This window comes from Bradyrhizobium sp. A5 (assembly GCF_042076515.1).
Lineage (GTDB): Bacteria > Pseudomonadota > Alphaproteobacteria > Rhizobiales > Xanthobacteraceae > Bradyrhizobium > Bradyrhizobium cosmicum.
In genome coordinates, this window is record NZ_CP148990.1 from 2,174,307 (window position 1) to 2,200,035 (window position 25,729).

A 25,729-nucleotide genomic window follows, 5' to 3' on the forward strand; every position below is an offset into this window, starting at 1 on the left:
TAAGGAGAATCCCGATGCCCATCAAGGACGTCTTTCTGCCGCTGGTCGGCCAACCCCAGGGGCAGGCTCTCGCTGCGATCGAGAAATGCGTCGCTGTGGCAGCCGATCTAGGCGCCAGGATCACGGCGCTCGCGCTGGAGGACGATGTATTCGTGCGTCCGCAGGTGGTGTTTCCGGCCGAGCGGGAATCCGCCGAAGCGAGCGCGCCCGAGGTGGGCGACATGCAGCAACTCCTGAATACATTCACCCTTGCAGCCTCCCGCACCAACATCCGCGCCCAAACTCGGTCGGGTAAAGCGCCGGCGGACCAGATCGCGTCGGTCCTGGCCGAGCATGCGCGCTTCAGCGATCTCACGCTGGTCCCCGTGAAGCCGCATGACAGCCGAACGGAGCACATCATAGAAACGCTCCTGTTCGAATCCGGACGGCCGCTCTTGCTCTGTCCGGAGCAGCATGTGGACGCGTTACGTCCCGAATTCGAGAATGTCATGATCGCCTGGGATCACTCCGCCCGTGCCGCGCGGGCGGTCGGCGATGCGCTGCCCATTCTTCAGGCTGCAGCATCCGTTCGGGTGATTACGGTCGCGGACGACAAGACCGAAGCAATGGTGCAATCCGGAACTGCGCTCGTCGACCATCTGAGGGAACACGGGGTCCACGCCTCGTTCGAGACGGCGAAGGGCGGTGGCAGTTCGATCGGTAAAGTGCTCGGAAGCTGGGCGAATTCCCATGCTATTGATGCCGTCATCATGGGCGCCTACCATCATTCGCGCTTCAACGAGATCGTTTGGGGAGGTGTGACAAAGACTGTCATTGGCCAGCCACCGTGCTGGGTTATGATCTCGCACTAGGCGCGTCGTCAGCTTTTCGGCCTGATCCTCAACTAGCGGAATCCGCACCGAACGGGTGCATTTAATTTCATGTCCACCTATCGCCTGAAGAATCTGCTATCGCCACGTTCGGTCGCGCTCGTCGGAGCGAGCGCCCGTCCGGCCTCTGTGGGGCGCGCCGTTCTGGAGAACATCCGCAAGGCCGAATTCAAGGGAAAGTTCGGCCTCGTCAATCCGCGCCATGCGGAGATCGGCGGCATCGCCGCGGTAAAGAGCCTGGACAAGCTGGACTTCGTGCCCGAGCTCGTGGTCGTCACCGCGCCGGTGCAAGAGGTTCCCGGCATCATCGACCAGGCTGGCCGTCTTGGCTCGGCGGGTGCGCTGATCGTCTCCGCCGGACTCGGCGAGGGGCCGGGATCCCTGCAAGAGGCCGCCATCACCGCGGCCCGCAAATACGGCATGCGCCTGATCGGCCCGAACTGCCTCGGCATCATGATGCCCGGCGTGAACCTCAACGCGAGTTTTGCCGCGCACATGCCCGGCGCAGGAAATCTCGCGCTGGTTTCGCAGTCCGGCGCGATCGCCGCCGGCATGGTCGATTGGGCTGCACAGCGCGGTGTCGGCTTCTCCGGCATCGTCTCGATCGGCGATCAGATCGATGTCGATATTGCGGACCTGCTCGATTACTTCGCGATGGATCACAAGACCCGCGCGATCCTGCTCTATATCGAAGCCATCAAGGACGCGCGGAAGTTCATGTCGGCCGCACGCGCCGCTGCACGTGTCAAGCCCGTGGTCGTGGTCAAGTCCGGCCGCATGGCGCAGGGTGCAAAGGCAGCTGCGACCCATACCGGAGCGCTCGCCGGCGCCGACGCCGTCTATGACGCGGCGTTCCGTCGCGCCGGCGTCCTTCGGGTATCGGATCTGCGTGAGCTGTTCGATTGCGCCGAGACGCTCGGCCGCGTCGAATCGCCGGCCGGAAAGCGTCTCGCGATCCTGACCAATGGCGGCGGTATCGGCGTTCTGGCCATCGATCGTCTTGTCGAGCTTGGCGGAATTCCTGCATCCATATCGGCAGATGCGCGCAAGAAGCTCGATGAAGTGCTGCCCCCGACCTGGTCCGGTGCCAATCCCGTCGATATCGTGGGCGACGCGGATGCTTCGCGCTACGCGGCGGCGCTGGAGGTGCTGCTCGCCGATCCGGACAATGACGCAATTCTCGTCCTCAATGTGCAGACCGCGATCGCCTCCGCTGCCGACATCGCGACAACCGTGACCGAGCGCGTTGGCAAGTATCGCGAGCAGCAGCGTCGATGGTCAAAGCCCGTTCTGGCTGCCTGGGTCGGAGCCGACCAAGAGATCATTGCAACGCTGTCCAGCGCCGGCATTCCCAACTATCCGACCGAAGACGACGCGGTGCGCGGCTTCATGCATCTGGTGAGGCATCGCGAAGTCGTGGAGGAACTCAGTCAGGTGCCGCCCGCGATGCCCGATACGTTCGTGCCCGACGCCAAAGCTGCCCGGCAGATCGTCGCCGCGGCGATCGCCGATGGCCGCAAATGGCTCGAGCCTGTCGAAATCAAGCACCTGCTCGAAACCTACGACATCGCGATGGTGCCGACTTATGCCGCGACGGACGTCGAGCAGGCGGTGGCCTACGCGAACGAGATGTTCGCGCAAGGCTCGACCGTCGTGCTCAAGATCATGTCGCGCGACATCGTCCACAAATCCGATGTCGGCGGCGTCGTGCTCAATCTGACAACGCCGGACGCGGTGCGTGCCGCTACCTCCGACATTCTCGCCCGGGCGAGGAAACTGCGCCCCGAAGCCCGCATTGAGGGCGTCATCGTGCAGGCGATGGTCGTCAAGGCGAAAGCGCGTGAGCTGATCCTGGGTCTTGCCGACGATCCGACCTTCGGCACCGTCGTTGTGTTCGGCCGGGGTGGCACGGCGGTGGAAATCATCAACGACAAGGCGCTCGCGCTGCCGCCGCTCGATTTGCAGCTCGCCCGCGACCTCATCGACCGCACACGCGTGTCACGGCTGCTGAAGGCCTATCGGGACGTGCCCGCCGTCAAGCAGGATGCTGTCGCCATGGTGCTGGTCAAGCTCGCCCAGATGGCGGCCGATATTCCCGAAATCCGCGAATTCGACATCAACCCGCTGCTGGCGGACGAGACCGGCGTGACGGCGGTCGATGCTCGCGTTGCGGTCGGGCCGCCGCAACGGAAGTTTGCAGGCTCCGGCCCGGCCAATTTCGCCGTTCGGGCCTATCCGTCGCAATGGGAGCGTCGCCTCAAGCTCAAGGACGACTGGCGCATCCTGGTGCGGCCCTTGCGCCCCGAGGACGAGCCGACCATTCACGAATTCCTGCGTCACGTCACGCCGCACGACCTCCGCCTGCGCTTCTTTGCGCCGATGAAGGAGTTCACCCACGAGTTCATCGCGCGTCTGACCCAACTGGACTATGCGCGCGCGATGGCCTTCATCGCGTTCGACCAGGCCACAGGCGAAATGGTCGGCGTAGTCCGGCTTCATTCCGACTCGATCTATGAGAGCGGCGAATATGCGATCCTGCTGCGGTCGGACCTCAAGGGCAGGGGGCTCGGTTGGGCCTTGATGCAGTTGATCATCGACTACGCGAGGTCTGAAGGGCTGAAGGTCATATCCGGTGATGTGCTCAAGGAGAACACCGTGATGCTCGAGATGTGCCGGCAGCTCGGTTTCGAAGTCAAGCCGGACCCGAGCGAACCCGATATCTGCGACGTCCGGCTCAAGCTCTGAGCACCTCGGCTAGCCTGGGCTATGAGTGGGCTTCGCGTGATGTCGCCGCGGCGGGATCCTTGGCTGTCTTCCGCAGGCTCTTGATGATGATCGCGATCAGCGGTAGCAACACAGGCACAATCGTGCTGAGCGGATGGTGGACGGCGCCGGACACCTGAGCCTGCAGCGCGCGCGCCTCAAGCTGCAGCGCCTCGATGGATGCGCCGTGAATCTCGTTGGCCAGTTCAATATCGCGGCCGGACGGAGCACGGCCGGCGATGATAAAGAGAATCCCCGCGATGGCAAAATTGACGGCGCCAAGGATGGCTGCCGCAACTATCGCGCTCCAGATCTGGACCAGCGCGAAATAGGCCGACAGTTCCAGCATCAGAAGGCCGAATGCTGCGATCAGGGCTGCAAAGGCACGCAGGCCGAGGCCGACCAGCAGGTGGCGCAACCTGATGTCCGCGATGATCCTGTCGGTACGCCACAGCACGCGCAGATGTTTGACGACATTCTCCGTATTCACCTATTGTCTCCTCAGCATGAAGCCGACGACCACGCCGAGCGCGAAAGCCGATGCGAGCGACGTGATCGGGCGATCCGCAATGATGCCCTGGAGCTGCTCCTGCTCGTCGCTGACAGTCTCGCCGAGCTCGGCGAGCGCCGCCCTGATCTGATCGGCCAAGGCCTCGGCCCTGTCCTTCGAGCTGTCGAATATCCCCTCGCCAGCAGTGCTCAGCAGGCGGGTAACATCGACCTTGAGGGTTCGCAATTCTTCGCTCATCCTGTCGCTGTCAAACATGAATAAGGTGCCTCCGTTAACTGGAAACGAACCTAGAGCCACCAGCGCAGCCGCGCTTGATTTGCGTCAAGGGGCGCGCGATGTCCTGGTCTTGAGACAGGTCAAACCGGTCGCCACATGCTGGCCTAGAAGTGCCGTCTGAATGGGGACGGATTGTCCCGATGAGGTGGAAAGCGTGAACTCCCAACCGCTGTTGCTGGCGACGCCCTCCGGCGACGTGCTGAAATTGCGCCCGGAAGGGCCGTGGACCGCCGCCAATGTGTCGGCGCTTGAGACGCTGTCCCGCTCGGTCGGGGCGGATGTTGATCGATTCAGAGCCGTGACGCTGGACATGTCGGGCGTCAGCGCGCTGGACACGCTTGGCGCCTGGGTCCTGGAAAAGCTGTCGCGCAGGGCCGCGTCTTCCGGCAGGTCGGCGGAATTCGTCGGAGTTGCCGATCATTTCAGCGGTCTCCTGGACGAGGTGCGTCAGGTCAATCGCCACACGCCGGCGCCGACGGCTGCGCCCAATCCGATTTCGCTCAGGCTGTACGACCTCGGCAAGGCCACGGTCGGTGCGCGCGAAGACATTACGATCTTCCTTCAAATGCTCGGTGCATTGTTCATGGCCGTGATCGGCGTGTTGCGCCACCCGCGATCGCTGCGGCTGACGTCGCTGGTCTATCAGCTCTACCGCATCGGCTGGCAGGCCATCCCCATTGTGGCGCTAATCACCTTCCTGATTGGCGCCATCATCGCCCAGCAGGGATTCTTCCATTTCCGCAGGTTCGGCGCCGAGTCCTACACGGTCGACATGGTCGGCATCCTCGTGCTGCGCGAGCTCGGCGTGTTGATCGTCGCCATCATGGTCGCCGGCCGTTCGGGGAGTGCCTACACCGCCGAGCTCGGCTCGATGAAGATGCGCGAGGAGATCGACGCGCTCTCGACCATGGGTCTCGACCCAGTCCACGTGCTGATCCTGCCGCGGGTTGCGGCTCTTGTTATCGCTCTGCCGATCCTGGCCTTCATTGGATCGATCGCTGCGCTCTATGGCGGCGGCCTGGTCGCGCAGTTCTATGGCGACATGGGGCCGGCGATCTACATCGCGCGGCTGCATGAGGCTGTCTCTGTCACTCATTTCGAGGTGGGCATCCTGAAGGCGCCGTTCATGGCGCTGGTGATCGGGATCGTCGCTTGTAGCGAGGGTCTGCGTGTGAAGGGCAGCGCCGAATCGCTGGGGCGGCAGACCACGACGTCGGTGGTGAAGTCGATCTTCCTGGTGATCGTGCTCGACGGTCTGTTCGCGATCTTCTTTGCCTCGATCGGAATGTGACGATGGACCAATCGCAGGACCTTTGCGCGATCCGAGTCCGCGACCTCGTGGTCGGCTTCGGCCGCCAGACGGTGCTCGATCATCTGTCACTCGACGTCCGCAGGGGCGAGATCCTCGGGCTGGTGGGTGCGTCCGGTGGCGGCAAGTCGGTGTTGATGCGCACCATCATCGGCCTCATCCCGCGCCGAAGCGGGACCATCGAGGTGATGGGACATCCCGTCGGCGACCGTACGCAGGACGCTGCGACGACATGGGGCATCCTGTTCCAGCAGGGTGCGCTGTTCTCCTCGCTGACGGTTCGCCAGAACGTCCAGTTTCCGCTGCGCGAAAATCTCGTCCTGTCACAGGAACTGATGGACGAGATCGCGATCGCCAAGCTCGAAATGGTCGGGCTGCGTCCGCAGGACGCCGACAAATATCCGGCAGAGCTCTCCGGCGGCATGACCAAGCGTGTCGCTCTGGCGCGCGCACTCGCGCTCGATCCGCCGATCCTGTTCCTGGACGAGCCAACCTCCGGCCTCGATCCGATCGCCGCCGGCGATTTCGACGCGCTGATCAAGACGCTGCAGAAGACTTTGGGCCTCACCGTATTCATGGTGACCCATGACCTTGCGAGCCTGACTACGGTCTGTGACCGCGTCGCGGCGCTCGCTGACGGCAAGATCGTCGCGATCGGCCCGATGCGCGAACTGCTGCAATCCGAGCATCCCTGGGTGCGCGCCTATTTCCACGGCAAGCGCTCGCAGATGCTGCAACACGAGATGAGATGAGACATGGAAACCCGCGCTCCCTACGTGCTGATCGGCACCTTCGTGCTGGCTGCGATCCTCGCGGTGTTCGGCTTCGTCTATTGGCTGAACAACACCGGCGGCATCGGGCCGCGCACGAACTATCATGTGCAGTTCCAGGGGCCGGTGCCGGGTCTGCTGGTCGGCGCGGGTGTGCTGTTCAACGGCATCCGCGTCGGCGAGGTGACGCAGCTTGGCCTTGCGCCCGACAATCCGCGCTTCGTCAATGCGACGGTCTCGGTTGCCTCGTCGACGCCGGTGCGCACCGACACCAAGGTCGGGCTCGATTTCCAAGGGCTGACCGGCGTGCCCGTGGTCACGCTGGAGGGCGGCACGATCGTCGCCAAATCCGGCGAGCCCCCGGTCTTGATCGCCGAGGCCGGCGCAGGCCAGAGCATGACACAGGCCGCGCGAGACGCGCTGCGGCGGGTCGACTCCGTGCTGCAGGACAATTCCGGCCCGCTCAAGGACACCATCGCCAATTTCAGGACGTTTTCGGACGGGCTCGCGCAACACCGGCAAGCTCGACGGTATTCTGGCGGGCCTCGAGAAGATGACCGGCGGCGGGACGCCAGCGCAGAAGGTCACTTATGACCTGCGCACGCCGCAGAACCTTGGACCGGCCGGCAAGACGCTCTCGGCGTCGCTGGCCATTCCCGAGCCGACCGCGGTCGCGATGCTCCAGACCCAGCGCATGCTGTTTGCGCCGGTTGGCGACAATCCGGGCTTTGCAGATTTCGTCTGGGCCGACAGCATTCCCAAGCTGGTGCAGGCGCGGCTGATCGACAGTTTTGAAAACTACGACATCGCCCACGCTCCCTTGCGCACGACCGATCTCGGGCTAGCGGACTACCAGCTCTTGATCGACATCAGGCGCTTCCGCATTGCCACCGACGGCGAACCAAGGGTCGAGATCGGACTAACTGCGCGGATCATCGACAAGAGCGGCAAGGTCATCGTGTCTCGCCCCGTAGAGGCCAGCGAGAAGCTCGACAAGCTCGAGCCGGCTGCGGCAGTCGCAGCTTTCGACGCGGCCTTCGCCCGTATCGCCAAGGAGTTGATCGGCTGGACGGTGCAGGCGGTGTGACGCCGGCTATTCCAGGGTCTTCAGGTAGGACAGCAGATTGTGGATCTGGTCCGGACTGAGCTCGAACACCGGCATGTCGGCGTGGCCGGTGTTGATGCCTTCAGCCAGCGCCTCTTCGAGGGCTTCGACCGGATAACGCTGGTGCAGGGTCCGCAGCGGCGGTGCAATCTTGAGCGGGCTCTTCGACGTACGGTCGATCGCGTGGCAGCGAGCGCAATTGGCCCGCGCGAAGGCCTTGCCGCGTTGCTCGGCGGTCGGGGCCGCCAAGGCAGGCGTGATCAGAAGCAGCCCGATCAGGCCGTGGCGGAACGCGCTTGGCAGCATGGAAGGTATCCCCTGAACTCTGGAAGCAGAATAAGGCGGGGATGTCCGCCAAAATTGATTTGAGTCAACCGCCTTTGGCGCAGTGCAGTAAAATGCAGCCGCACGGTGGACCCGGCCTGATGCGGGGGCGGCCGGAGCTTGGAGCGGTGATGAAGGGTTCCGGGGTGACGATCGAGCCAAATGGGCATTTCTGTAGCGATTGTGCGGTCCGCGATTTCGCGGTTTGCTCGTCGCTGGACCCAGCCGAGCTCCGGGAATTCGAGCATCTGGGGCGTCGCGTCCAATTCAGCTCGGGCGAAACTGTGTTCTCCGAGGAGGACATCACGACCTCGTTCTACAATCTCCTCGAAGGCGTCATGCGGCTCTACAAGCTGCTGCCCGACGGCCGGCGGCAGATCGTCGGGTTCGCGTTGTCAGGCGATTTCCTGGGGATGAATATTTCCGGCCGCCACAATTTTTCAGCCGATGCGATCGGCACGGTGACCGTGTGCCAGTTCGCGAAGGCGCCCTTCGGACGTTTCATCGAGGGCCGACCGCATCTCCTGCGGCGGATCAACGAGCTAGCCATCCGCGAGTTGAGCCAGGCACGCGACCACATGGTTCTGCTCGGCCGACGCTCGGCGGAAGAGAAGGTCGCGACCTTTCTACTTGGCTGGCGTGAGCGACTGGTCTCGCTCAAGGGATCGTCCGACATGGTTCCACTTCCGATGAGTCGGCAGGACATAGCCGATTACCTCGGCCTGACCATCGAGACCGTCAGTCGCACCTTTACCAAGCTGGAGCGCCATGGGGTGATCGAGATCATTCATGGCGGCATCAGCCTGCTCGATCCGGCTCGCGTCGAGGCGCTGGCGGCGGCCTGACCCTCGATCCTGACGCCGCGTCCTCCGATTTTTGATCCCGATCAATGACGCCCGCCGCGTGCTGCCAATAATGCCCCCAAAACAGCCAGGGGAGGGCATCATGCCGACGGACGCGCTGCTGATGAGTATCGTAGTCATAGCTATCTTTGTCGCATTTGCCGCGGCTCTGGCTTGGGCAGACCGCCAAACCAGCGCAGGCCGGCTCGACTCGAGCGCCAAGCGCCGAGGCTCCTGAGACCACGATCGCATTTGCAGTGGCCACCGCGGGGCTTGCCTGGTCGGCTCGCGACTGTCCGGCAGCGCCTCGACGCAATACGACGTGCGCTGGCTGCAACTCTGCATGAACTGGGTCGCATTGGCGCATCCTTTGGGTGCCGGCTTGCTGACCGGCCGTGGCATTTCCGCCGCATTTGCCTAAAATAGCGCGCATGCTTTCCGGTTGAAAAGCCGGGCAACACTGACTACGCAGGAACTCCAGTGCCTCGCAGTCTTAGGAGCCCAGCGGCGTGCCTCAGGACAAGACCGGCGATCCCCGACAAGCGGCGGGCAACAAACTATCGGTCCTTCGCAAGCATCCGATCTTTGCGGATCTGGAACCGGAGGCTCTGGACCAGCTCTGCCGCTATGCGAAGCACACCACGGTGAAGCGCGGTGCGACGATCGCCGCCAAGGGCGATCCTGGCAACAATTTGTTCGCCGTGATCACGGGAACAGTGAAGATATCCTCTTCATCGCCCGATGGGCGGAATGCCATTCTCAATCTGATCGGTCCCGGAGAGATATTTGGCGAGATCGCGGTTCTCGACGGTGCGCCGCGCTCGGCCGACGCGACGGCCAACACCAATTGCGAGCTCTACATCATCGACCGCCGCGACTTCCTTCCGTTCGTGAAGAGCCAGCCGGCGCTAGCGATGAAATTCATCGAGCTGCTCTGCGCGCGCCTGCGCTGGACCAGCCAGCAGGTCGAGCAGGTGATCCTGCAGAATCTTCCCGGCCGGCTCGCAAGCGCGCTGCTCGGTCTCACCGAAGAGCGCAAGTTCGACTCCGGTAGCGGCACGCTCACCATCACGCAGCAGGAGATCAGCGAGATGGTCGGGATGACGCGCGAGAGCATCAACAAGCAATTGCGCGCCTGGGCCGGACGCAACTGGGTTCGTCTCGAACATGGTGCCATCGTCGTGCTCGATACCGAGGCGCTGCGCGAACTTGTCGAAAGCGGCCTGGACGGCAGCTGACGGTGCGGGCTTAACTGTCGATGATGGCAACCGCGCGGGTCCAGCCGGCGGAGGCGCGTTCGATCTTCACGGGGAAGCATGAGACCGTGAATCCGGTCGAAGGCAGCTGGTCGAGATTGTGCAACTTCTCGAGATGGCAATAGCCGATGTGCCGACCCGCCTTGTGGCCTTCCCAGATCAGGCCGGCATCTTTTGTTTCGGCATATTTCTTTGCGGTATAGACGAACGGCGCGTCCCAGCTCCAGCCGTCGGTGCCGGTCAGCCGCACGCCGCGGTCGAGCAGGTACATGGTGGCCTCATAGCCCATGCCGCAGCCGGAATTGACGTAACCGGCCTGGCCGAATTTTGCGCCGGCGCTGGTGTTGACCACCACGATCTCGAGCGGCGACAGCGTGTGCCCGATGCGCTCGAGCTCTCTTTCGACGTCGTCGGCGGTCGCCACGTATCCATCCGGCAGATGCCGGAAGTCGAGCTTCACGCCAGGCTGAAAGCACCATTCCAGCGGCACCTCGTCGATGGTCCATGACCGCTCGCCGCGGTTCATGGTCGGGTGGAAGTGCCAGGGCGCGTCGAGATGCGTGCCGTTATGGGTGGACAGCGAGACCTGTTCCACCGCCCAGCCCTGGCCATCCGGTAAATCCTGGGCCTTGAGGCCCTCGAAAAACTGCAGCATCCGCGGCAGTCCCTGCTGGTGGTCGATATACTGGATCGTCGGGTGGTTGCCCGGCGGATCGGCCGTCACGTCGTTTCGGAGCGGCACGGAAATATCGATCAGCTTCCGCGGCATGGGCATTTCCTCGATATGGTCTGATGTTTCGGACATCTTGAGGGGCCGGCATCGGCGACGTCAAGACGCGCCTGTGAGAGTGGCTTCGGAAAAGCGGCATCATTCGCCGATTGCCTTCCCGGCCCGCCGCCCGACTGATCGATGCAACTCCGGCATTGATCGATGCCGGATTTGGCTTGGACTCGGCATGCCGCCCGCCCTAGGGACGACATTGGCGATATCGCGCTGACGCAGTGCGCTCGCGAAAGGATGAGACGACCGTCTCATCCGAGCCTCCGAGCCGCAGCCAATAGCGGTCAGTATAAGGCGAGAGGAACGTCCATGGATACGACGAGCATCGTTACCTCGCATACGGCACTGGCCGATGGCGAGACGGGATTGAAGGATGCCGGCACTCGCCGCCGAGGCGCGGCATCGACCTGCGCTCTGTCGTCAACCAGCCAAATCCACTCGACACCGCCGCGCGATCCCACCAAGGTGATGCGTTTGTAGCGCTTGACTTTACACCTGAAGTAGAGCGACCCAAGGCGGCCCCTAGAACCTGCCCGACAACGACATAATCAAATCAGGAGGAAAGCCCAGATGAAGACGCTCATTGGTATCGTCGCGGCCGTTGTGCTGGCGGTCTCGGCACCGCTGGCGACCGCACGCGATTTCCGTTCCGCCGACATCCATCCCGCCGACTATCCGACCGTCGAGGCCGTCAAGTTCATGGGCAAGCAGCTCGCGACGGCGAGCAGCGGCAAGCTCGGCGTGAAGGTGTTTCCCAACGGCGCCCTGGGCTCCGAGAAGGACACCATCGAGCAGCTCAAGATCGGCGCGCTCGACATGATGCGCATCAACGCATCGCCGTTGAACAACTTCGTGCCGGAAACCATCGCGCTGTGCCTGCCCTTCATCTTCCGCGACACGCAGCATATGCGCACGGTGCTTGACGGGCCGATCGGCGACGAGATCCTGGCGGCCATGGAGCCCGCAGGGTTGGTCGGCCTTGCCTATTACGACAGCGGCGCCCGTTCCATCTACACGGTCAAGGCGCCGGTGAAGTCGCTCGCGGACCTCAAGGGCTTGAAGATCCGCGTTCAGCAATCCGACCTCTGGGTCGGCATGATCCAGAGCCTCGGGGCCAATCCGACGCCGATGCCGTATGGCGAGGTCTACACCGCCCTCAAGACCGGCCTGGTGGACGCTGCCGAGAACAATTGGCCGTCCTATGAGTCGTCCCGTCACTTCGAGGCGGCCAAGTTCTACAACGTGACCGAGCACTCGCTCGCGCCCGAAGTTCTCGTGATGTCCAAAAAGGTCTGGGACACGCTAAGCAAGGAGGATCAGGCGATGGTCCGCAAGGCGGCCAAGGAGTCGGTGCCTGTCATGCGCAAGCTCTGGGACGAGCGCGAACAGGCCTCCCGCAAGACCGTCGAGGCGGCCGGCGTTCAGGTCGTCACGATCGCCAACAAGGCGGAATTCGTCGACGCGATGAAGCCGGTCTACGACAAGTTCGCGGGTGACGAGAAGTTGAAGGGCCTCGTCAAGCGTATCCAGGACACGAAGTAAGACCAGTGCGTCGGGTCCGGCGTCGCCGATTGGTGGCATCGGACCCTCGCAAGGAGCCGCTGGAATGACAGACCCACATGTCGCAAGCCACGAGCAGGACGAGCCCGGGCGCCCGTCGACCGGCCTGCTGTCGCGGATCAACGCCGTCGTCGCTCGCGCGGGCATGTATCTGTCCGTGACCGGCCTGCTCGTCATCGTCACCATCGTGTTCTACCAGGTGTTCGGACGGTACGTGCTCAATTCCAGCCCGACCTGGACGGAGAACCTGGCGCTGGTTCTGATCCTGTATGTCACGCTGATCGGTGCCGCCGTCGGCGTGCGCGATGCCGGGCACATCGGAATGGACAGTTTGCTGGTGATGCTGCCGGACCATGTGCGGGAGAAGATCGAGCTTGTGATCCACGTTCTGGTGGCCGTGTTCGGGGTTGCGATGGCTTACAATGGCTGGATCCTCGGGGCTTCGGTCGGAACCGTGAAGATCCCCAATCTCGGTCTCCCCGAGGTGATCCGCTACGCGCCGCTGATCGCTTCCGGCGTCCTGATCGTCTCCTTCTCCATCGAGCACATCATCGCTCTCCTGCGCGGCGAAGAGGTGGTCCCCTCATGGAATTGATCATTCTCGGCGCCTCCTTCTTCGGCTTCCTCATCCTCGGCGTACCGGTCGCCTTCGCGATCGGCCTCTCGGCCATCTGCACCATCCTCTACGAAGGCCTGCCGGTCGCCGTCATCTTCCAGCAGATGATGTCGGGGATGAACATCTTCTCGTTTCTTGCGATCCCGTTCTTCGTCTTCAGCGGTGAGCTGATGCTGCATGGCGGCGTCGCCGACAAGATCGTGCAGCTCGCCAAGAATCTCGTCGGACACATCCGCGGCGGGCTCGGCATGTCGAACGTGGTCGCCTGCACGCTGTTCGGCGGCGTCTCCGGCTCGCCGGTCGCCGACGTGTCGGCGATGGGCGCTGTGATGATCCCGATGATGAAAAAGGAAGGGTTCGACACCGACTACGCCGTCAACGTCACAACCCACGCCTCTCTGGTGGGCGCGTTGATGCCGACCAGCCACAACATGATCATCTATGCGCTTGCCGCCGGCGGCAAGGTCTCGATCGGCGCGCTGATCGCCGCCGGCCTCCTGCCTGCGCTCGTTCTGATGGTGTGCATGCTGGTCGCCGCCTACGCCGTCGCGGTGAAGCGCGGCTATCCGGCCGGCAAGTTCCCGGGCTGGGCCGAGGTGTTCCGCTCGTTCGCGGCCGCGCTGCCCGGCCTCCTGATCGTCGGCATCATTCTGGCGGGCATCCTGTCCGGCGTCTTCACGGCTACGGAATCCGCAGCTGTCGCAGTCACCTACACGATCCTGCTGACGTTCTTCATCTACCGCACCATGACCTTGCCGAACTTCCTGCGAGCTGCTGCCAAGGCGGTGAAGACGACGGGCGTGGTCCTGCTGTTGATCGGCGTTTCCACCATGTTCCAGTACCTGATGGGACTCTACGAGGTGGCCGACTTCGCCGGCGACGTGATGAGCAAGGTGTCCTCGCAGCCCTGGGTCATCTTCCTGCTCATCAACGTGATCCTGTTCGTGCTCGGCACGTTTATGGACATGGCGGCGACCATCCTGATCTGCACGCCGATCTTCCTGCCGATCGCGATGAAGGCGGGCATGGACCCCGTCCAGTTCGGCATGCTGATGCTGATCAACTGCGCCCTCGGGCTGAACACCCCGCCGGTCGGAACGACGCAGTTCGTGGGCTGCGCCATCGGCGGCATCTCGGTGGGCGCGGTGATGCGCACCATCCTGCCGTTCTACGCCGCGCTGGTCGCAGCTCTGATGTTTGTGACCTACGTCCCCGCGTTCTCGCTGTGGCTGCCCCGCCTGCTGATGGGCTACAAGGGCTAGCACAACAGGGAGAATCCGTCCGTGACCGACTATCGCAAGCTCTTCGATCTCACCGGCAAGACGGCCGTCGTGCTCGGCGCCGCATCGGGCATCGGCAAATCGTCGGCCGAGGCGCTGGCCGGGCTCGGCGCCCGTGTCGTCTGCGCCGATCGCGCGCTTGACGCAGCAGAGGCAACCGCGGCCGGCATTCGTGACGAGGGCGGCTGGGCGGAAGCGGCCGGGTGCGACGCCGCGAGCGCTGCGGACGTCAATGCGCTGGCCAAAGCTGTGATGCAGAAATTCCCGCGGCTCGACATCGCCGTGACGACGCCCGGGCTCAACATCCGCAAGACCATCCTCGACTACACCGAGGAGGATCTCGACCGCGTCCTCAACCTCAACGTCAAGGGAACGGTCTGGTTCTTCCAGGCCTTTGGCCGCATCATGGTCGAGCAGAAGGGCGGCAGCATCATTGCCTGCTCCTCGGTGCGCGCGGTGACCATCGAGCCTGGCCTTGGCGTCTACGGTTCGACCAAGGCGGCGATCGGGCTGCTGGTGAAGGGCTTTGCCTCCGAGGTCGGCCATGCCGGCGTCCGTGTCAACGCGATCGCGCCGAGCATCGCCGAGACCGCGCTGACCGGTCCGTTCAAGCAGCGGCCGGACATCTACAATCTTTACGCCGGCCACACCGTGTTCAACCGCTGGAGCAGCGCCGACGAGGTCGCCACCGCCGTTGCCTATCTCGCGTCGGATGCCGCGAGTTATGTCAGCGGCAGCACGCTGTTTGTCGATGGCGGATGGACCGCTGTCGACGGCCCGCCGACCGGTCTCACACAGTTGAACAAATAGGGCGGCCATTCGGGGTATAGGTGGTTTTTGTGTAGCCTCGCCGTCCTTCGCGGCCGCGATAGGAACCGGCGGCGGGTGCGGTTTGAGCAAATCGCATGGGCATTGCCGGCAAAATGCGCTCGGCTGGCCGGTATTTTGGTGTTACGAACTGGGACATGAACCAGCACGCCAAGATCGAAATCCGCCATTCGACCTGCCCGCATGATTGTCCGTCGGCCTGCGCCCTCGATGTCGAGGTGGTCGAAGGCCGTAGCATCGGCCGAGTCCGCGGTTCGAAAAAGCAGACCTACACGGCCGGCGTCGTCTGCGCCAAGGTTGCCCGCTATGCCGAGCGCATCCATCACCCCGAACGGCTGATGCACCCGATGCGCCGCACCGGGCCGAAGGGTTCCGGGCAGTTCGCGCGGATCTCGTGGGACGAGGCGCTGGACGAGATCGGCCACCGCTTCAACCAGGCCGAGCGCGAGTTCGGCGCGGAATCGATCTGGCCCTATTACTATGCCGGCACGATGGGGCTGGTGATGCGAGACGGCCTCAACCGCCTCACGCATGTGAAGAAATATTCGCGCTTCTACCAGACGATCTGCGCCAATGTCGGGCGCATCGGCTTTGCGATCGGCACTGGCAAGATCGCCGGCGTCGATCCGCGCGAGATGGCGCTCTCCGACCTCGTGGTGATCTGGGGCACCAATCCCGTCAACACCCAGGTCAACGTGATGACGCATGCCGCGCGGGCGCGAAAGGAGCGTGGCGCCAAGATCGCCGCGGTCGACATCTACGACAACGAGACCATGAAGCAGGCTGACATCAAGATCATCCTGCGCCCCGGCACCGACGGTGCCTTCGCCTGCGGCGTCATGCACGTGCTGTTTCGCGACGGTCATGCCGACCGCGCCTACATGGACAAATACACCGATTGCCCTGATGAGCTCGAGGCGCATCTGAAGGCGCGCACGCCCGAATGGGCCTCCGCCATCTGCGGCGTGCCGGTGTCCGAGATCGAGGCCTTCGCGAAGCTGGTCGGCGAAACCGAGCGGACCTTCTTCCGCCTCGGCTACGGCTTCACCCGCTCGCGCAACGGCGCGATGCAGATGCATGCGGCGCTCTGCATTCCCGCGGTGACCGGCGCCTGGCAGTATGAAGGCGGCGGCGCCTTCTTCAACAATTTCGCGCTGTGGCACTTCAACGAAACCATCATCGAAGCCCACGACGCCATCGACAAGACCACCCGCGCACTCGACCAGTCGCAGATCGGCCGCATCCTCACCGGCGATGCCGAGGCGCTGCTCGGCAAGGGCCCGGTCAAGGCGATGCTGATCCAGAACACCAACCCGATGACGGTCGCACCGGAGCAGGCGCTGGTCCGGCAGGGGTTTTCGCGCGAGGATCTGTTTGTCGCGGTGCACGAGCAGTTCATGACCGAGACGGCGCAGATGGCCGACATCGTGCTGCCGGCGACCATGTTCATGGAGCATGACGATCTCTATTATGGCGGCGGCCACCAGCACATCTCGGTGGGGCCGAAGCTGATCGACCCGCCCGGCGAATGCCACTCCAACCACCAGGTCTTGCAGGCGCTGGCGCCGCGGCTCGGGGCGAAGCATCCGGGCTTCGAGATGACGCCGCGCGAATTGATCGACGCGACGCTGAAGCTCAGCAGCCACGGCGATATCGCCGGCCTCGAGGCCGACCTCTGGCGCGACCTGCAACCGGATTTTCGCACCTCGCATTATCTCGACGGCTTTGCCCATGCCGACAAAAAATTCCACTTCAAGGCCGATTGGGCGCATCCGCCATTCGGGCAGACGATGGGCGACTTCGACAAGATGCCGTCGCTGCCGGATCATTGGGCGGTGATCGAGCACGCCGACCAGGCTCATCCGTTCCGGCTCGCGACCAGCCCCTCGCGCAGCTTTCTCAACACCACCTTCAACGAGACGCCGTCATCCCAGGCGCGCGAGGGCAAGGCGAGCGTGATGATCCACCCGCTGGATGCAGCTTCCCTCGACATCGCCAATGGCGACGCCGTGACGCTCGGCAATACCCGCGGCGAGACCACCCTGATCGCAACCCTGTTCGAGGGCGTGCGGCGCGGTGTGCTGATCGCGGAGTCCGTTCATCCCAACAAGAATCATATCGGTGGTCGCGGCATCAACATGCTGACGGGCGCGGACACCATCGCGCCGATCGGCGGGGCAGCGTTCCACGACAACAAGGTCTGGATCAGGAAGGCTGCGACCATTCAGGGTGTGCACTCAGTCACCCCGTAACCGGCGAATTCCTTCGCGATGTCAGGATTCATGGATTTTGCCTGCGCGATGTCTGCGGCGCCTTCGCCGCCGCTCCTGCTGGTGGCGATACCGCGGCCGAACAGCGAGGATGACGAGCGCGGGTTGCGCTGGATCGCATCGGTGTAGTCCTTGACCGCCTCGGCGGTGCGCCCGAGCTTGAGGTTGACCAGCCCGCGACTGTCGAACGCATCGCTCAATCCGGGATTGCCCTGGAGCGCCAGATTGCAATCGGCGAGGGCGCCTTGCAGATCGCCGGTCGCAGCCCGCGTCCAGCAGCGGTTGTTAAGCGCTTCGGCATCCCTGGGATCGCGGCGGATCACCACGTCGAAATCCTGCATGGCGAGCGCGTAGGCGCGCTTGATCGCGTAGACCTGGCCGCGCTTGTAGCGAGAGACGGCATCGTCGGCGTTGGCCGCGATCCTGCGGGCGAGATCGGCGATGACAAGGTCTTTGGCGAGGTCGTCGGCGCTTGGGGCAGGCTCTGCTTGCGGAGCCTCGCAGACCTGTTTCTGCGGATCAGGCTTCGTTTGCGCCGGATCGGCGCCCTTGGTATCCAGCGGCCCTGCCACCAGGCCTGCGAACGAGAACTCCGTCGTCAGCGAGGACGACAACCACGGCACCTGCTCCCTATTGGTGGCGGCGACCACGCCGTTCTTGGTGTTGGTCAATGCCTGCTCGGCGCTGATGTTTGGCGCGCGCATCTCGCGCAGCAGCTCGGTGACGAACAGGCTGCGATCGGTCTTGCTGTTCGCTACGACCGCGCCAAGTGCGGCAGAATACAGGATCAGCGAATTGCCAGGCGCAATCGCCGGTGCGAGGCCCGCCGAGTAGCGACGAAACCTTCGTTCGAACGGATTGCCGCGGGAGGCGTCGATCAGCGCGATCTTGATCGCGGCGCCACGCGTGTTCATCTCGGCGAGAATGGCGTCGAGGCTGAAGCCATCGCGCGACACGTCCGGCTCGGTCCAGATCTGCGCGTCGACCGGCAGCAGATAGGTCTGCCGGTTGGACTGGATGCCGAAGCCATCGAAGAAGATCAGCGCGACAGCGCCGCGTTCGATCCGGGCATAGAAGCGATCCAGCGCCTGCCGCATGGCGTCGGCCGTGAGGTTGCTCTGTCGGTCGACGACGAAACCGTCGCGCTTCAATTCCTCGGCGACGGCCTGGGCGTCGTTGGCGGCGTCGCTCAGAACGAATTCGTTGTCAGGATATTTTGCGTTGCCGATCACGAGCGCGAGTTTTGTCGCGTCGGCCGCGTGGCTTGCGGCTCCGCCGCTTGCGACGATCAAGCCTGCCAGCAGCAACATGACGGCGGCGCGCATGAAATGGCTCATCGGTGATAAAATCTCCAGTCAGGATAGTCGCCGCAGTTCATAATTCAATCGGCAAGCCAAGTTGCGCCCACACGCTATGGTGACACAGCGTTGCAGTTTGCCCTTGCGCGCGCCGCCCCACCTGCCGCAAATGGCGGCAAAACGGGAGCAAGGAAGCGAGCGTGCCATGACCGACACCACAGCCGTCGTCACCGAGAAGCGCGGGCAGGCGTTCTGGATCACCATTAACCGGCCCGAGAAACGCAACGCGTTGAACGGCGACGTGATCGCCGGCATCACCAAAGGCTATCGCGACGCGCATGACGACAAGGACGTCCGCGTCATCGTGCTGACGGGCGCGGGCGACAAGGCGTTCTGCGCGGGCGCCGATCTGCAGAATTCCGGCGCCGCTTTCGCGATGAACCATTCCAAACCAAATGTCGACTATGCCGATCTGTTACGTTTGTCACAGAACGCCACGAAACCGGCGATTGCGCGGGTCGGCGGCGTCTGCATGGCCGGCGGCATGGGCTTGCTCTGCATGACCGACATGGCGATTGCGGCGGACCTGGTCATCTTCGGCCTGCCGGAGGTGAAGGTCGGCGTGTTCCCGATGCAGGTGCTGAGCCTGTTGCAGAACATCGCGCCGCCGCGGCTCGTCAACGAATGGGCGCTCACCGGCGAGCCGTTCGATGCCAAGGCCGCGCAAGCCGCGGGCCTGCTCAACTACGTCGTGCCTGCCGCCGAGCTGGATGCCAAGGTCGACTGGCTGATCGGCCGCATCGTCGACAAGTCCCCGACCGCGATCCGCCGCGGCAAGTACGCCATGCGCGCCATCGCCGCGATGTCGTTCGACGAGAGCATCGCCTACACCGAAAGCCAGATCGCGCTGCTCGCGATGACCGAGGACGCGAAAGAAGGGCTGAAGGCGTTCGGCGAAAAGCGCAATCCGGTCTGGACGGGGCGGTGAGGGGAGTTCGGTGCGCGCAGTTCGTCGGGTGGTTAGCCCTGCAGATGCGCAAAGCGCACCGGCGTAACCCACCACTGTCTGTTGCTGCGGAAACAAAGAGGGGGGTTACGCCATGCGGACTGCGCTTCGCGCGGCCGCAAGCCTAACCCACCCTGCAGCACTTCCCGATGATGCCAATATGGTCCTGTTTTGCCCGACGCGTCAACTGATTTTCCGAATCTGTGAGCCGGGTCTGGCGGACGGCCCCGTCTACTGTGCATGGGGTTGTTTTCGCAGTTTTGGTTTTGAAGAGCCCAAAGCGGACCCGCCCCATAGTCATCCCTAGCCCGCGTTGGCCTTCAGTCCCGCGGCCTGGATGCCCGCCACTGCGCAGGCCTCATCATTGTCGGAGGTGTCGCCGGAGACGCCGACGGCGCCGAGAAGCGTGGTGCCGTCCATGATCAGCACGCCGCCGGGGACCGGCACCAGCGCGCCTTTCGCAATCGTGTTTACGGCATCGATGAAATAGGCCTGCTCCTGCGCCCGCTGATACAGCGCGCGCGAACCCATGCCCATGGCGAGCGCGCCATAGGCCTTGCCGTGTGCAATCTCCGCACGCATCAGGCTGGTGCCGTCCTGGGCGGCGGCGAGCTTGAGCACGCCGCGCGCGTCGAGGATGGTGACGACCAGCGGCTTGAGCTTCAACTCAATGGCCTTCGCGAAGGCGGCGTCGAGGATTTTTCGAGCGGCGTCGAGTGTGAGGTCAGCCATGGCTGGGTTCCTTCGTGGCGGGAGGGGTTGTGGATTTGGTCTTGGCACGATCGAGGCTCATGGCCAGCACGCGCGCGACGTGAAGGGCCTCGCGCTCTGTGCCATCGTGGATCTGGTGCCGACAGGAGGTGCCGTCGGCGACGACCAGCGTTGCCTGATCCGCGCGCCGCACGGCGGGGAGCAGCGACAGTTCGGCCATCTCGATCGAGGCGTCATAGGTGTCTGCGCCATAGCCGAAGGCGCCGGCCATGCCGCAGCAGCTCGACTCGATGGTCTCGACCGCAAGGCCAGGGACGAGGCGCAGCACCTGCTCGACCGGCTTGAAGGCGCCGAAGGATTTTTGATGGCAATGGCCGTGCACCACGGCCTTGTCGGCGATGGCGCCGAGCGGCAGTTGCAGCCTTCCGGCCTCGGCCTCGCGCACCAGAAACTCCTCGAAGGTCAGAGCATGGGCGCCGACGGCCCTGGCGTCGTCGTCCTTGCGCAGCGAGGCGAGCTCGTCGCGCAGCGTCAAGAGACAGCTCGGCTCGAGGCCGACGATCGGCACGCCGCGCGCGGCGAATGGCGCGAAAGCGGCCACCAGGCGATCGAGCTCGGATCTGGCTTCGTCGACGAGGCCGGCGGAGAGGAAGGTGCGGCCGCAGCACAGCGGGCGGCTGCCGTTCGCGGGCTTCGGCAAGTGCACGCGATAGCCGCCTGCCGTGAGCACACGCAGCGCAGCGTCGAGATTCTCGCGCTCGTAGATGCGGTTGAAGGTGTCGGCGAACAGCACGACCTCGCGGCCGGTCGGTGGACCGACGCTGGCGGCCGGCGGCACGAACACGTCGCTGCGGAAGGCGGGCAGGGCGCGGCGTGCGCTGATGCCGGCAAAGCGCTCGAACAGTTTTCGCAGCAGCGGGCTGCGGTTGCGGAAATTCGCCAGCGGCGCAAAGCGCGACGCAAGGCCGGCGTAGCGGGGGAGGTAGCCGACCAGCCGGTCGCGCAATGTCAGTCCGTGGGAGGCGGTGCGCGCCGCCAGCACCTCGATCTTCATCTTGGCCATGTCGACGCCGGTTGGGCATTCGTGGCGGCAGGCCTTGCAGGAGACGCAGAGTTTCAGCGTCTCCATCATCTCGTCGGAGGAGAGTGCGCCCGCGCCGAGCTGGCCGGAGATCGCGAGCCGCAGCGTGTTGGCGCGGCCGCGCGTGACGTCCTTCTCGTTGCGTGTCGCGCGGTAGGACGGGCACATCACGCCGCCCTCCAGCTTGCGGCAGGCGCCGTTGTTGTTGCACATCTCGACCGCGCCCTGGAAGCCGCCGCCGGCGCCGGGATAGGCGGACCAGTCGAGTTTCGTCTTCAGGTCAGTGACGCGATAGCCGGGCTTGAAGCGGAACAACGAGCGGTCGTCCATTTTCGGCGCATCGACGATCTTGCCGGGATTGAGAACGCCGTCGGGATCGAAGCGCGTTTTCACTTCCTTGAAGTCGGCGACGAGACGTTCGCCGAACATGGCTTCGTGGAATTCCGAGCGCACCAGGCCGTCGCCATGCTCGCCGGAATGCGAGCCCTTGTACTCGCGCACCATCGCGAAGGCTTCTTCGGCAATGGCCCGCATCGCCTTGACGTCCTTCTCCAGCTTCAGGTTCAGCACGGGGCGCACGTGCAGGCAGCCCTCCGAGGCATGAGCATACATCGTGCCGCTGGTGCCGTGCTTTGCAAACACCTCGTTCAGCCGCGCGGTGTAGTCGGCGAGATGCGGCAGCGGCACGGCGCAGTCCTCGACGAAGGAGACCGGCTTGCCCTCCTGCTTCATCGACATCATGACGTTGAGGCCTGCGGCGCGGAAATCGGCAATACCGCCCTGAAGCGCGGGCTCGGTGATCTCCACCACGCCGCCCCATTTGCGCTTGTCGTTGGTCCAGCCGAAGCCGAGATCGCCCATCAGCTCGCCGAGTTGCTTGAGGCGCAAGAGATTGTCGGCCTGGTCTTCTTCCGCGAACTCCACGACCAGCACGGCATCCGGATCGCCCTTGATCGCTGCGGAGATGATGGGGCGGAACATCGCGATGTCGCGGCCGAGCGCGAGCATGGTCCGGTCGACCAGTTCGACCGCGATCGGCTTCAGCTTGACGAGGTGCTGGGCCGCATCCATCGCCTCATAGAAACTGCCGAAATGGCAGATTCCGAGCGCCTTGTTGCGGATGACGGGCCACAGCTTCAGCTCGACCTTGGTGGTGAAGGCCAGGGTGCCTTCGGAGCCGACCAGCAGATGCGCTATGTTGTTGGGCGCGTTGCGCGGCACCAGCGCATCGAGATTGTAGCCGCCGACGCGGCGCTGCACCTGTGGGAAGCGCGCGGCGATTTCGTCGGCCTCGCGCGTGCCGAGATCGAGCATGTCGCGGAACAGGGCCCGTGCGCTGTCGCTTGCGTCGATCTCGGAGAGATCGCGCGACACCTCGCCGAAGCGGCTGAGTGTGCCGTCGGCGAGGGCCGCCTCCATCGACAGTGTGTTGTCGCGCATGGTGCCGTAGCGCAGACTGCGGCCGCCGCAGGAATTGTTGCCGGCCATGCCGCCAATGGTGGCGCGCGAGGCCGTGGACACGTCGACCGGAAACCACAGGCCGTGCTTCCTGAGCTGGCGATTGAGGTCGTCGAGCACGATGCCGGGCTCGACCACGCAGGTGCGGCTTTCGACGTCGAGCGACAGGATGCGGTTGAGGTGCTTCGAGAGGTCCACCACCAGGCCGTCATTGACGGTCTGGCCGCATTGCGAGGTGCCGCCGCCGCGCGGGGTGACCTTCACGCCCTCGTCGCGGGCGATCGCCAGCGACAGCAAGGCTTCGTCCATGCTGCGCGGCACCACCACGCCTGCTGGCACGATCTGGTAGAACGAGGCGTCGGTGGCGTAACGGCCGCGGCTGAACGGGTCGAACAGGACGTCGCCCGTAATCTCCCGGGCCAAACGCGCCGCCAGGCCGTCCATTCTGGCCGATTCCTGTGATTTTCCGGCCACTTCAGCCGCCATGGTCAACTCTCGCCTGTTCGTCGCCCCCGTCTTGCCTACCGGCGCGCGCCTTGGCAAGGCGAGCTCTGCTTCTTGTGCATTGACGGACCCCACCGGGCGAGGGACAAGCCCGGCGAATAATGATATGCGAGCGGCTCGCCAGGGCCTGACGATCGAGGCCGACAGACGCAAGCCAAGACAGGCTCAAAGACAGATTCAAGACCGGGAAGGACGCCGATGACCGTGCATACTGGAAGGCATTTCCTACAGATTCCAGGACCGACCAATGTGCCCGACCGCGTGCTGCGGGCGATGGACATGCCGACGCTGGACCATCGGGGTCCAGAGTTCGCCGAGCTCGGTTTCGGCGTGCTGGCCGCGATGCAGCGGGTGTTCCGCACCAAGCAGCCCGTGATCATCTTCCCTTCGTCCGGGACCGGTGCCTGGGAAGCGGCAATGGTCAACGTGTTCGCGCCCGGCGACAAGGTCTTGATGTGCGAGACCGGCCAGTTCGCCGTGTTGTGGCGCGGCATCGCCGAAAAGTTCAAGATCGACGTCGACTTCATCCCGAGCGACTGGCGCCATGGCGCCGACCTCGCCGAGATCGAGAAGCGCCTGACTGCCGACAAGCAGCACGCGATCAAGGCGGTCTGCGTCGTGCACAACGAAACCTCGACCGGCTGCGTGACGCCGCCGCTGGAGGTGCGCAAGCTGCTCGACCGCGTCAAGCATCCGGCGCTGCTGATGGTCGATACCATCTCCGGCCTCGGCTCGATGGAATACGAGCATGATGCCTGGGGCGTCGACGTCTCGGTCGCCGGCTCGCAGAAGGGCCTGATGCTGCCGCCGGGCCTCAGCTTCAACGCTGTCTCGGAGAAGGCGCTCGCGGTGGCGAAGGCCAACCCCGGCATGCGCTCCTATTGGGACTGGCAGGAGGTCATCACCTTCAACAAGCTCGGTACCTTCCCCTACACGCCCGCGACCAACCTGCTCTACGGCCTGCGCGAAGCGGTCAAGATGCTGGAGGAGGAGGGGCTGGAGAACGTCTGGACCCGACACAAGCGCCATAGCGCGGCCACCCGCGCGGCAGTCAAGGTCTGGGGCCTGGAGACGCAATGCGCCGATCCCGCCGCTCACTCACCGGCGCTGACCGGTGTGCGCGTGCCTGACGGCCACGATGCCGATGCCTTCCGCAAGGTGGTGCTGGAGAACTTCGACATGTCGCTTGGCACCGGGCTGAACAAGGTCAAGGGCAAGGTGTTCCGCATCGGCCATATCGGCCATTTCAACGATCTGATGCTGATGGGGACGCTCGCAGGCGTCGAGATGGGCCTGGATCTTGCAAAGATTCCGCACCGGAGCGGCGGCGTGCTGGCGGCCATGGACGTCCTGAAGGGACGCGATGTGGTGCCGATGGCGAAGGCCCAAGTCGCTTAAAGGCCCAAGTCGCTTAAAGGCCCAAGTCGCCTGAAGGCTCAGGTCGCCTGAAGACTCAGGTGGCCTGAATCAAACTAGAAAGTGAGCGCGCGATGAACGCACCGACGACGACCAACGAAGACCTGCTCTACTCCGTCACGGACGGCATCGCGCGGATCACCTTCAACCGCCCCCAGGCGCGCAACGCCATGACCTTCGCCATGTATGATCGCATGGCGGAGATCTGTACCGAGATCAACGCCGACCGTTCGATCAAGGCACTGATCCTGACCGGCGCCGGCGACAAGGCGTTCGCCTCCGGCACCGACATCTCGCAGTTTCGCGCCTTCAAGACCGCGCAGGATGCGCTCGACTACGAGGCTCGCATCGACCGCGTGCTCGGGACGCTCGAGCAGTGCCGCGTGCCGGTGATCGCGGCTATCGCGGGCGCCTGCACGGGCGGCGGCGCCGGCATTGCGGCCTGCTGCGATCTCCGTATCGGCACCGAGACGACCCGCATCGGCTTTCCGATCGCGCGGACGCTCGGCAATTGCCTGTCGATGTCGAACATCAGCCGCATCGTCTCGCTGGTCGGTCCCGCCCGCACCAAGGATATGATCTTCAAGGCGCGCCTGGTCGAGGCCCCCGAGGCGCTCGCGCTCGGCCTGCTCACTGAAATCGTGCCTGACGTCGAGACGCTGCAGCGCCGCGCCGACGAGACCGCAAAGCTGGTCGCGAGCCACGCGCCGCTCACTCTCGAAGCCACCAAGGAAGCGGTGCGCCGCATCCGCCGTACGCTGTCGCGCGAGGAAGGCGAGGACCTGATCCTCAAGGCCTATATGAGCGAAGATTTCCGCGAGGGCATGGACGCTTTCCTCAACAAGCGCACGCCGAACTGGAAGGGCAAGTAGCGCGCGACGCTACGTCTCCGCGT

General features: G+C 64.2%; 22 protein-coding genes and 1 pseudogene. 16 read left to right on the forward strand and 7 right to left on the reverse strand.

Features of this window, described 5'->3' with window-relative positions:
* Positions 1–14: 14 nt before the first annotated feature.
* Both WHZ77_RS10270 and WHZ77_RS10275 read left to right on the forward strand, forming a co-directional pair.
* Complete coding sequence (locus WHZ77_RS10270; RefSeq protein WP_375313567.1) at positions 15–851, forward strand: universal stress protein; 837 nt, start codon at positions 15–17, stop codon at positions 849–851.
* Positions 852–920: 69 nt separating this feature from the next.
* A complete protein-coding gene (locus WHZ77_RS10275; RefSeq protein ID WP_375313568.1) occupies positions 921–3,614 on the forward strand; it encodes a bifunctional acetate--CoA ligase family protein/GNAT family N-acetyltransferase in 2,694 nt (897 codons plus the stop codon).
* A 19-nt stretch (positions 3,615–3,633) separates the two neighbouring features.
* Here WHZ77_RS10275 and WHZ77_RS10280 read toward each other — a convergent pair whose 3' ends face one another.
* Positions 3,634–4,122 carry a phage holin family protein gene (locus WHZ77_RS10280; protein ID WP_375313569.1) on the reverse strand — a complete coding sequence of 163 codons (489 nt, stop codon included), beginning with the start codon at positions 4,120–4,122 and terminating at the stop codon, positions 3,634–3,636.
* On the reverse strand, positions 4,123–4,398 hold the full coding sequence (locus WHZ77_RS10285; RefSeq protein WP_375313570.1) for a hypothetical protein: 276 nt from the start codon (positions 4,396–4,398) through the stop codon (positions 4,123–4,125).
* A 175-nt stretch (positions 4,399–4,573) separates the two neighbouring features.
* Here WHZ77_RS10285 and WHZ77_RS10290 point away from each other — a divergent pair, with 175 nt between their 5' ends.
* The 3 genes and pseudogenes from WHZ77_RS10290 (at position 4,574) to WHZ77_RS10300 (ending at position 7,585) form a co-directional block, all read left to right on the forward strand.
* Positions 4,574–5,710 (forward strand): ABC transporter permease, encoded by a 1,137-nt coding sequence (locus tag WHZ77_RS10290; RefSeq protein ID WP_375313571.1) that lies wholly within the window; start codon positions 4,574–4,576, stop codon positions 5,708–5,710.
* A 2-nt stretch (positions 5,711–5,712) separates the two neighbouring features.
* Positions 5,713–6,480 carry an ABC transporter ATP-binding protein gene (locus WHZ77_RS10295; protein WP_015684754.1) on the forward strand — a complete coding sequence of 256 codons (768 nt, stop codon included), beginning with the start codon at positions 5,713–5,715 and terminating at the stop codon, positions 6,478–6,480.
* Between the two features lie 3 nt (positions 6,481–6,483).
* Positions 6,484–7,585 (forward strand): annotated as a pseudogene (locus WHZ77_RS10300) (MlaD family protein).
* 6 nt (positions 7,586–7,591) lie between these two features.
* Here the strand turns inward: WHZ77_RS10300 and WHZ77_RS10305 are convergent.
* Complete coding sequence (locus WHZ77_RS10305; RefSeq protein ID WP_375313572.1) at positions 7,592–7,909, reverse strand: c-type cytochrome; 318 nt, start codon at positions 7,907–7,909, stop codon at positions 7,592–7,594.
* A 149-nt stretch (positions 7,910–8,058) separates the two neighbouring features.
* Here WHZ77_RS10305 and WHZ77_RS10310 point away from each other — a divergent pair, with 149 nt between their 5' ends.
* Both WHZ77_RS10310 and WHZ77_RS10315 read left to right on the forward strand, forming a co-directional pair.
* A complete protein-coding gene (locus WHZ77_RS10310) occupies positions 8,059–8,772 on the forward strand; it encodes a helix-turn-helix domain-containing protein (protein WP_375314698.1) in 714 nt (237 codons plus the stop codon).
* Positions 8,773–9,278: 506 nt separating this feature from the next.
* Positions 9,279–10,007, forward strand: a complete 729-nt coding sequence (locus WHZ77_RS10315) for a Crp/Fnr family transcriptional regulator (protein ID WP_151649121.1) — start codon at positions 9,279–9,281, stop codon at positions 10,005–10,007.
* Positions 10,008–10,017: 10 nt separating this feature from the next.
* Here WHZ77_RS10315 and WHZ77_RS10320 read toward each other — a convergent pair whose 3' ends face one another.
* Positions 10,018–10,794: a cyclase family protein gene (locus WHZ77_RS10320; RefSeq protein ID WP_375313573.1), complete on the reverse strand. Its 777-nt coding sequence runs from the start codon at positions 10,792–10,794 to the stop codon at positions 10,018–10,020.
* 321 nt (positions 10,795–11,115) lie between these two features.
* On the opposite strand from WHZ77_RS10320, the gene WHZ77_RS10325 reads away from it, so the two are divergent.
* The 6 genes from WHZ77_RS10325 (at position 11,116) to WHZ77_RS10350 (ending at position 17,342) form a co-directional block, all read left to right on the forward strand.
* The gene (locus tag WHZ77_RS10325) at positions 11,116–11,286 is read left to right on the forward strand and encodes a hypothetical protein (RefSeq protein WP_375313574.1); all 171 of its coding nucleotides are present in this window, start codon (positions 11,116–11,118) and stop codon (positions 11,284–11,286) included.
* Positions 11,287–11,376: 90 nt separating this feature from the next.
* Positions 11,377–12,348, forward strand: coding sequence for a TRAP transporter substrate-binding protein (locus WHZ77_RS10330; RefSeq protein WP_375313575.1), 972 nt, complete (start codon positions 11,377–11,379; stop codon positions 12,346–12,348).
* 64 nt (positions 12,349–12,412) lie between these two features.
* Complete coding sequence (locus tag WHZ77_RS10335; protein WP_375313576.1) at positions 12,413–12,961, forward strand: TRAP transporter small permease; 549 nt, start codon at positions 12,413–12,415, stop codon at positions 12,959–12,961.
* Positions 12,952–14,244: a TRAP transporter large permease gene (locus tag WHZ77_RS10340; protein WP_375313577.1), complete on the forward strand. Its 1,293-nt coding sequence runs from the start codon at positions 12,952–12,954 to the stop codon at positions 14,242–14,244. The genes WHZ77_RS10335 and WHZ77_RS10340 overlap by 10 nt, the downstream gene beginning before the upstream one ends.
* A 21-nt stretch (positions 14,245–14,265) precedes the next feature.
* Positions 14,266–15,072: an SDR family NAD(P)-dependent oxidoreductase gene (locus WHZ77_RS10345; RefSeq protein WP_375313578.1), complete on the forward strand. Its 807-nt coding sequence runs from the start codon at positions 14,266–14,268 to the stop codon at positions 15,070–15,072.
* Between the two features lie 155 nt (positions 15,073–15,227).
* The gene (locus WHZ77_RS10350) at positions 15,228–17,342 is read left to right on the forward strand and encodes a molybdopterin-dependent oxidoreductase (RefSeq protein WP_375313579.1); all 2,115 of its coding nucleotides are present in this window, start codon (positions 15,228–15,230) and stop codon (positions 17,340–17,342) included.
* On the opposite strand, the gene WHZ77_RS10355 is transcribed toward WHZ77_RS10350, so the two are convergent.
* Positions 17,315–18,697, reverse strand: a complete 1,383-nt coding sequence (locus tag WHZ77_RS10355; RefSeq protein ID WP_375313580.1) for a caspase family protein — start codon at positions 18,695–18,697, stop codon at positions 17,315–17,317. The two genes, WHZ77_RS10350 and WHZ77_RS10355, sit on opposite strands and share 28 nt — an antisense overlap.
* A 166-nt stretch (positions 18,698–18,863) precedes the next feature.
* On the opposite strand from WHZ77_RS10355, the gene WHZ77_RS10360 reads away from it, so the two are divergent.
* Positions 18,864–19,646, forward strand: coding sequence for an enoyl-CoA hydratase/isomerase family protein (locus tag WHZ77_RS10360; protein WP_375313581.1), 783 nt, complete (start codon positions 18,864–18,866; stop codon positions 19,644–19,646).
* 321 nt (positions 19,647–19,967) lie between these two features.
* Here WHZ77_RS10360 and WHZ77_RS10365 read toward each other — a convergent pair whose 3' ends face one another.
* Together WHZ77_RS10365 and WHZ77_RS10370 are read right to left on the reverse strand one after the other, a co-directional pair.
* Positions 19,968–20,396 (reverse strand): heme-binding protein, encoded by a 429-nt coding sequence (locus WHZ77_RS10365; protein WP_375313582.1) that lies wholly within the window; start codon positions 20,394–20,396, stop codon positions 19,968–19,970.
* Positions 20,389–23,400 (reverse strand): FAD-binding and (Fe-S)-binding domain-containing protein, encoded by a 3,012-nt coding sequence (locus WHZ77_RS10370; RefSeq protein WP_375313583.1) that lies wholly within the window; start codon positions 23,398–23,400, stop codon positions 20,389–20,391. Before WHZ77_RS10370 ends, WHZ77_RS10365 begins: the two co-directional genes overlap by 8 nt.
* Positions 23,401–23,616: 216 nt before the next feature.
* Here WHZ77_RS10370 and WHZ77_RS10375 point away from each other — a divergent pair, with 216 nt between their 5' ends.
* Both WHZ77_RS10375 and WHZ77_RS10380 read left to right on the forward strand, forming a co-directional pair.
* On the forward strand, positions 23,617–24,816 hold the full coding sequence (locus WHZ77_RS10375; protein WP_375313584.1) for a pyridoxal-phosphate-dependent aminotransferase family protein: 1,200 nt from the start codon (positions 23,617–23,619) through the stop codon (positions 24,814–24,816).
* 92 nt (positions 24,817–24,908) lie between these two features.
* Positions 24,909–25,706 carry an enoyl-CoA hydratase/isomerase family protein gene (locus tag WHZ77_RS10380; RefSeq protein ID WP_143840931.1) on the forward strand — a complete coding sequence of 266 codons (798 nt, stop codon included), beginning with the start codon at positions 24,909–24,911 and terminating at the stop codon, positions 25,704–25,706.
* The last annotated feature ends 23 nt before the right edge of the window (positions 25,707–25,729 follow it).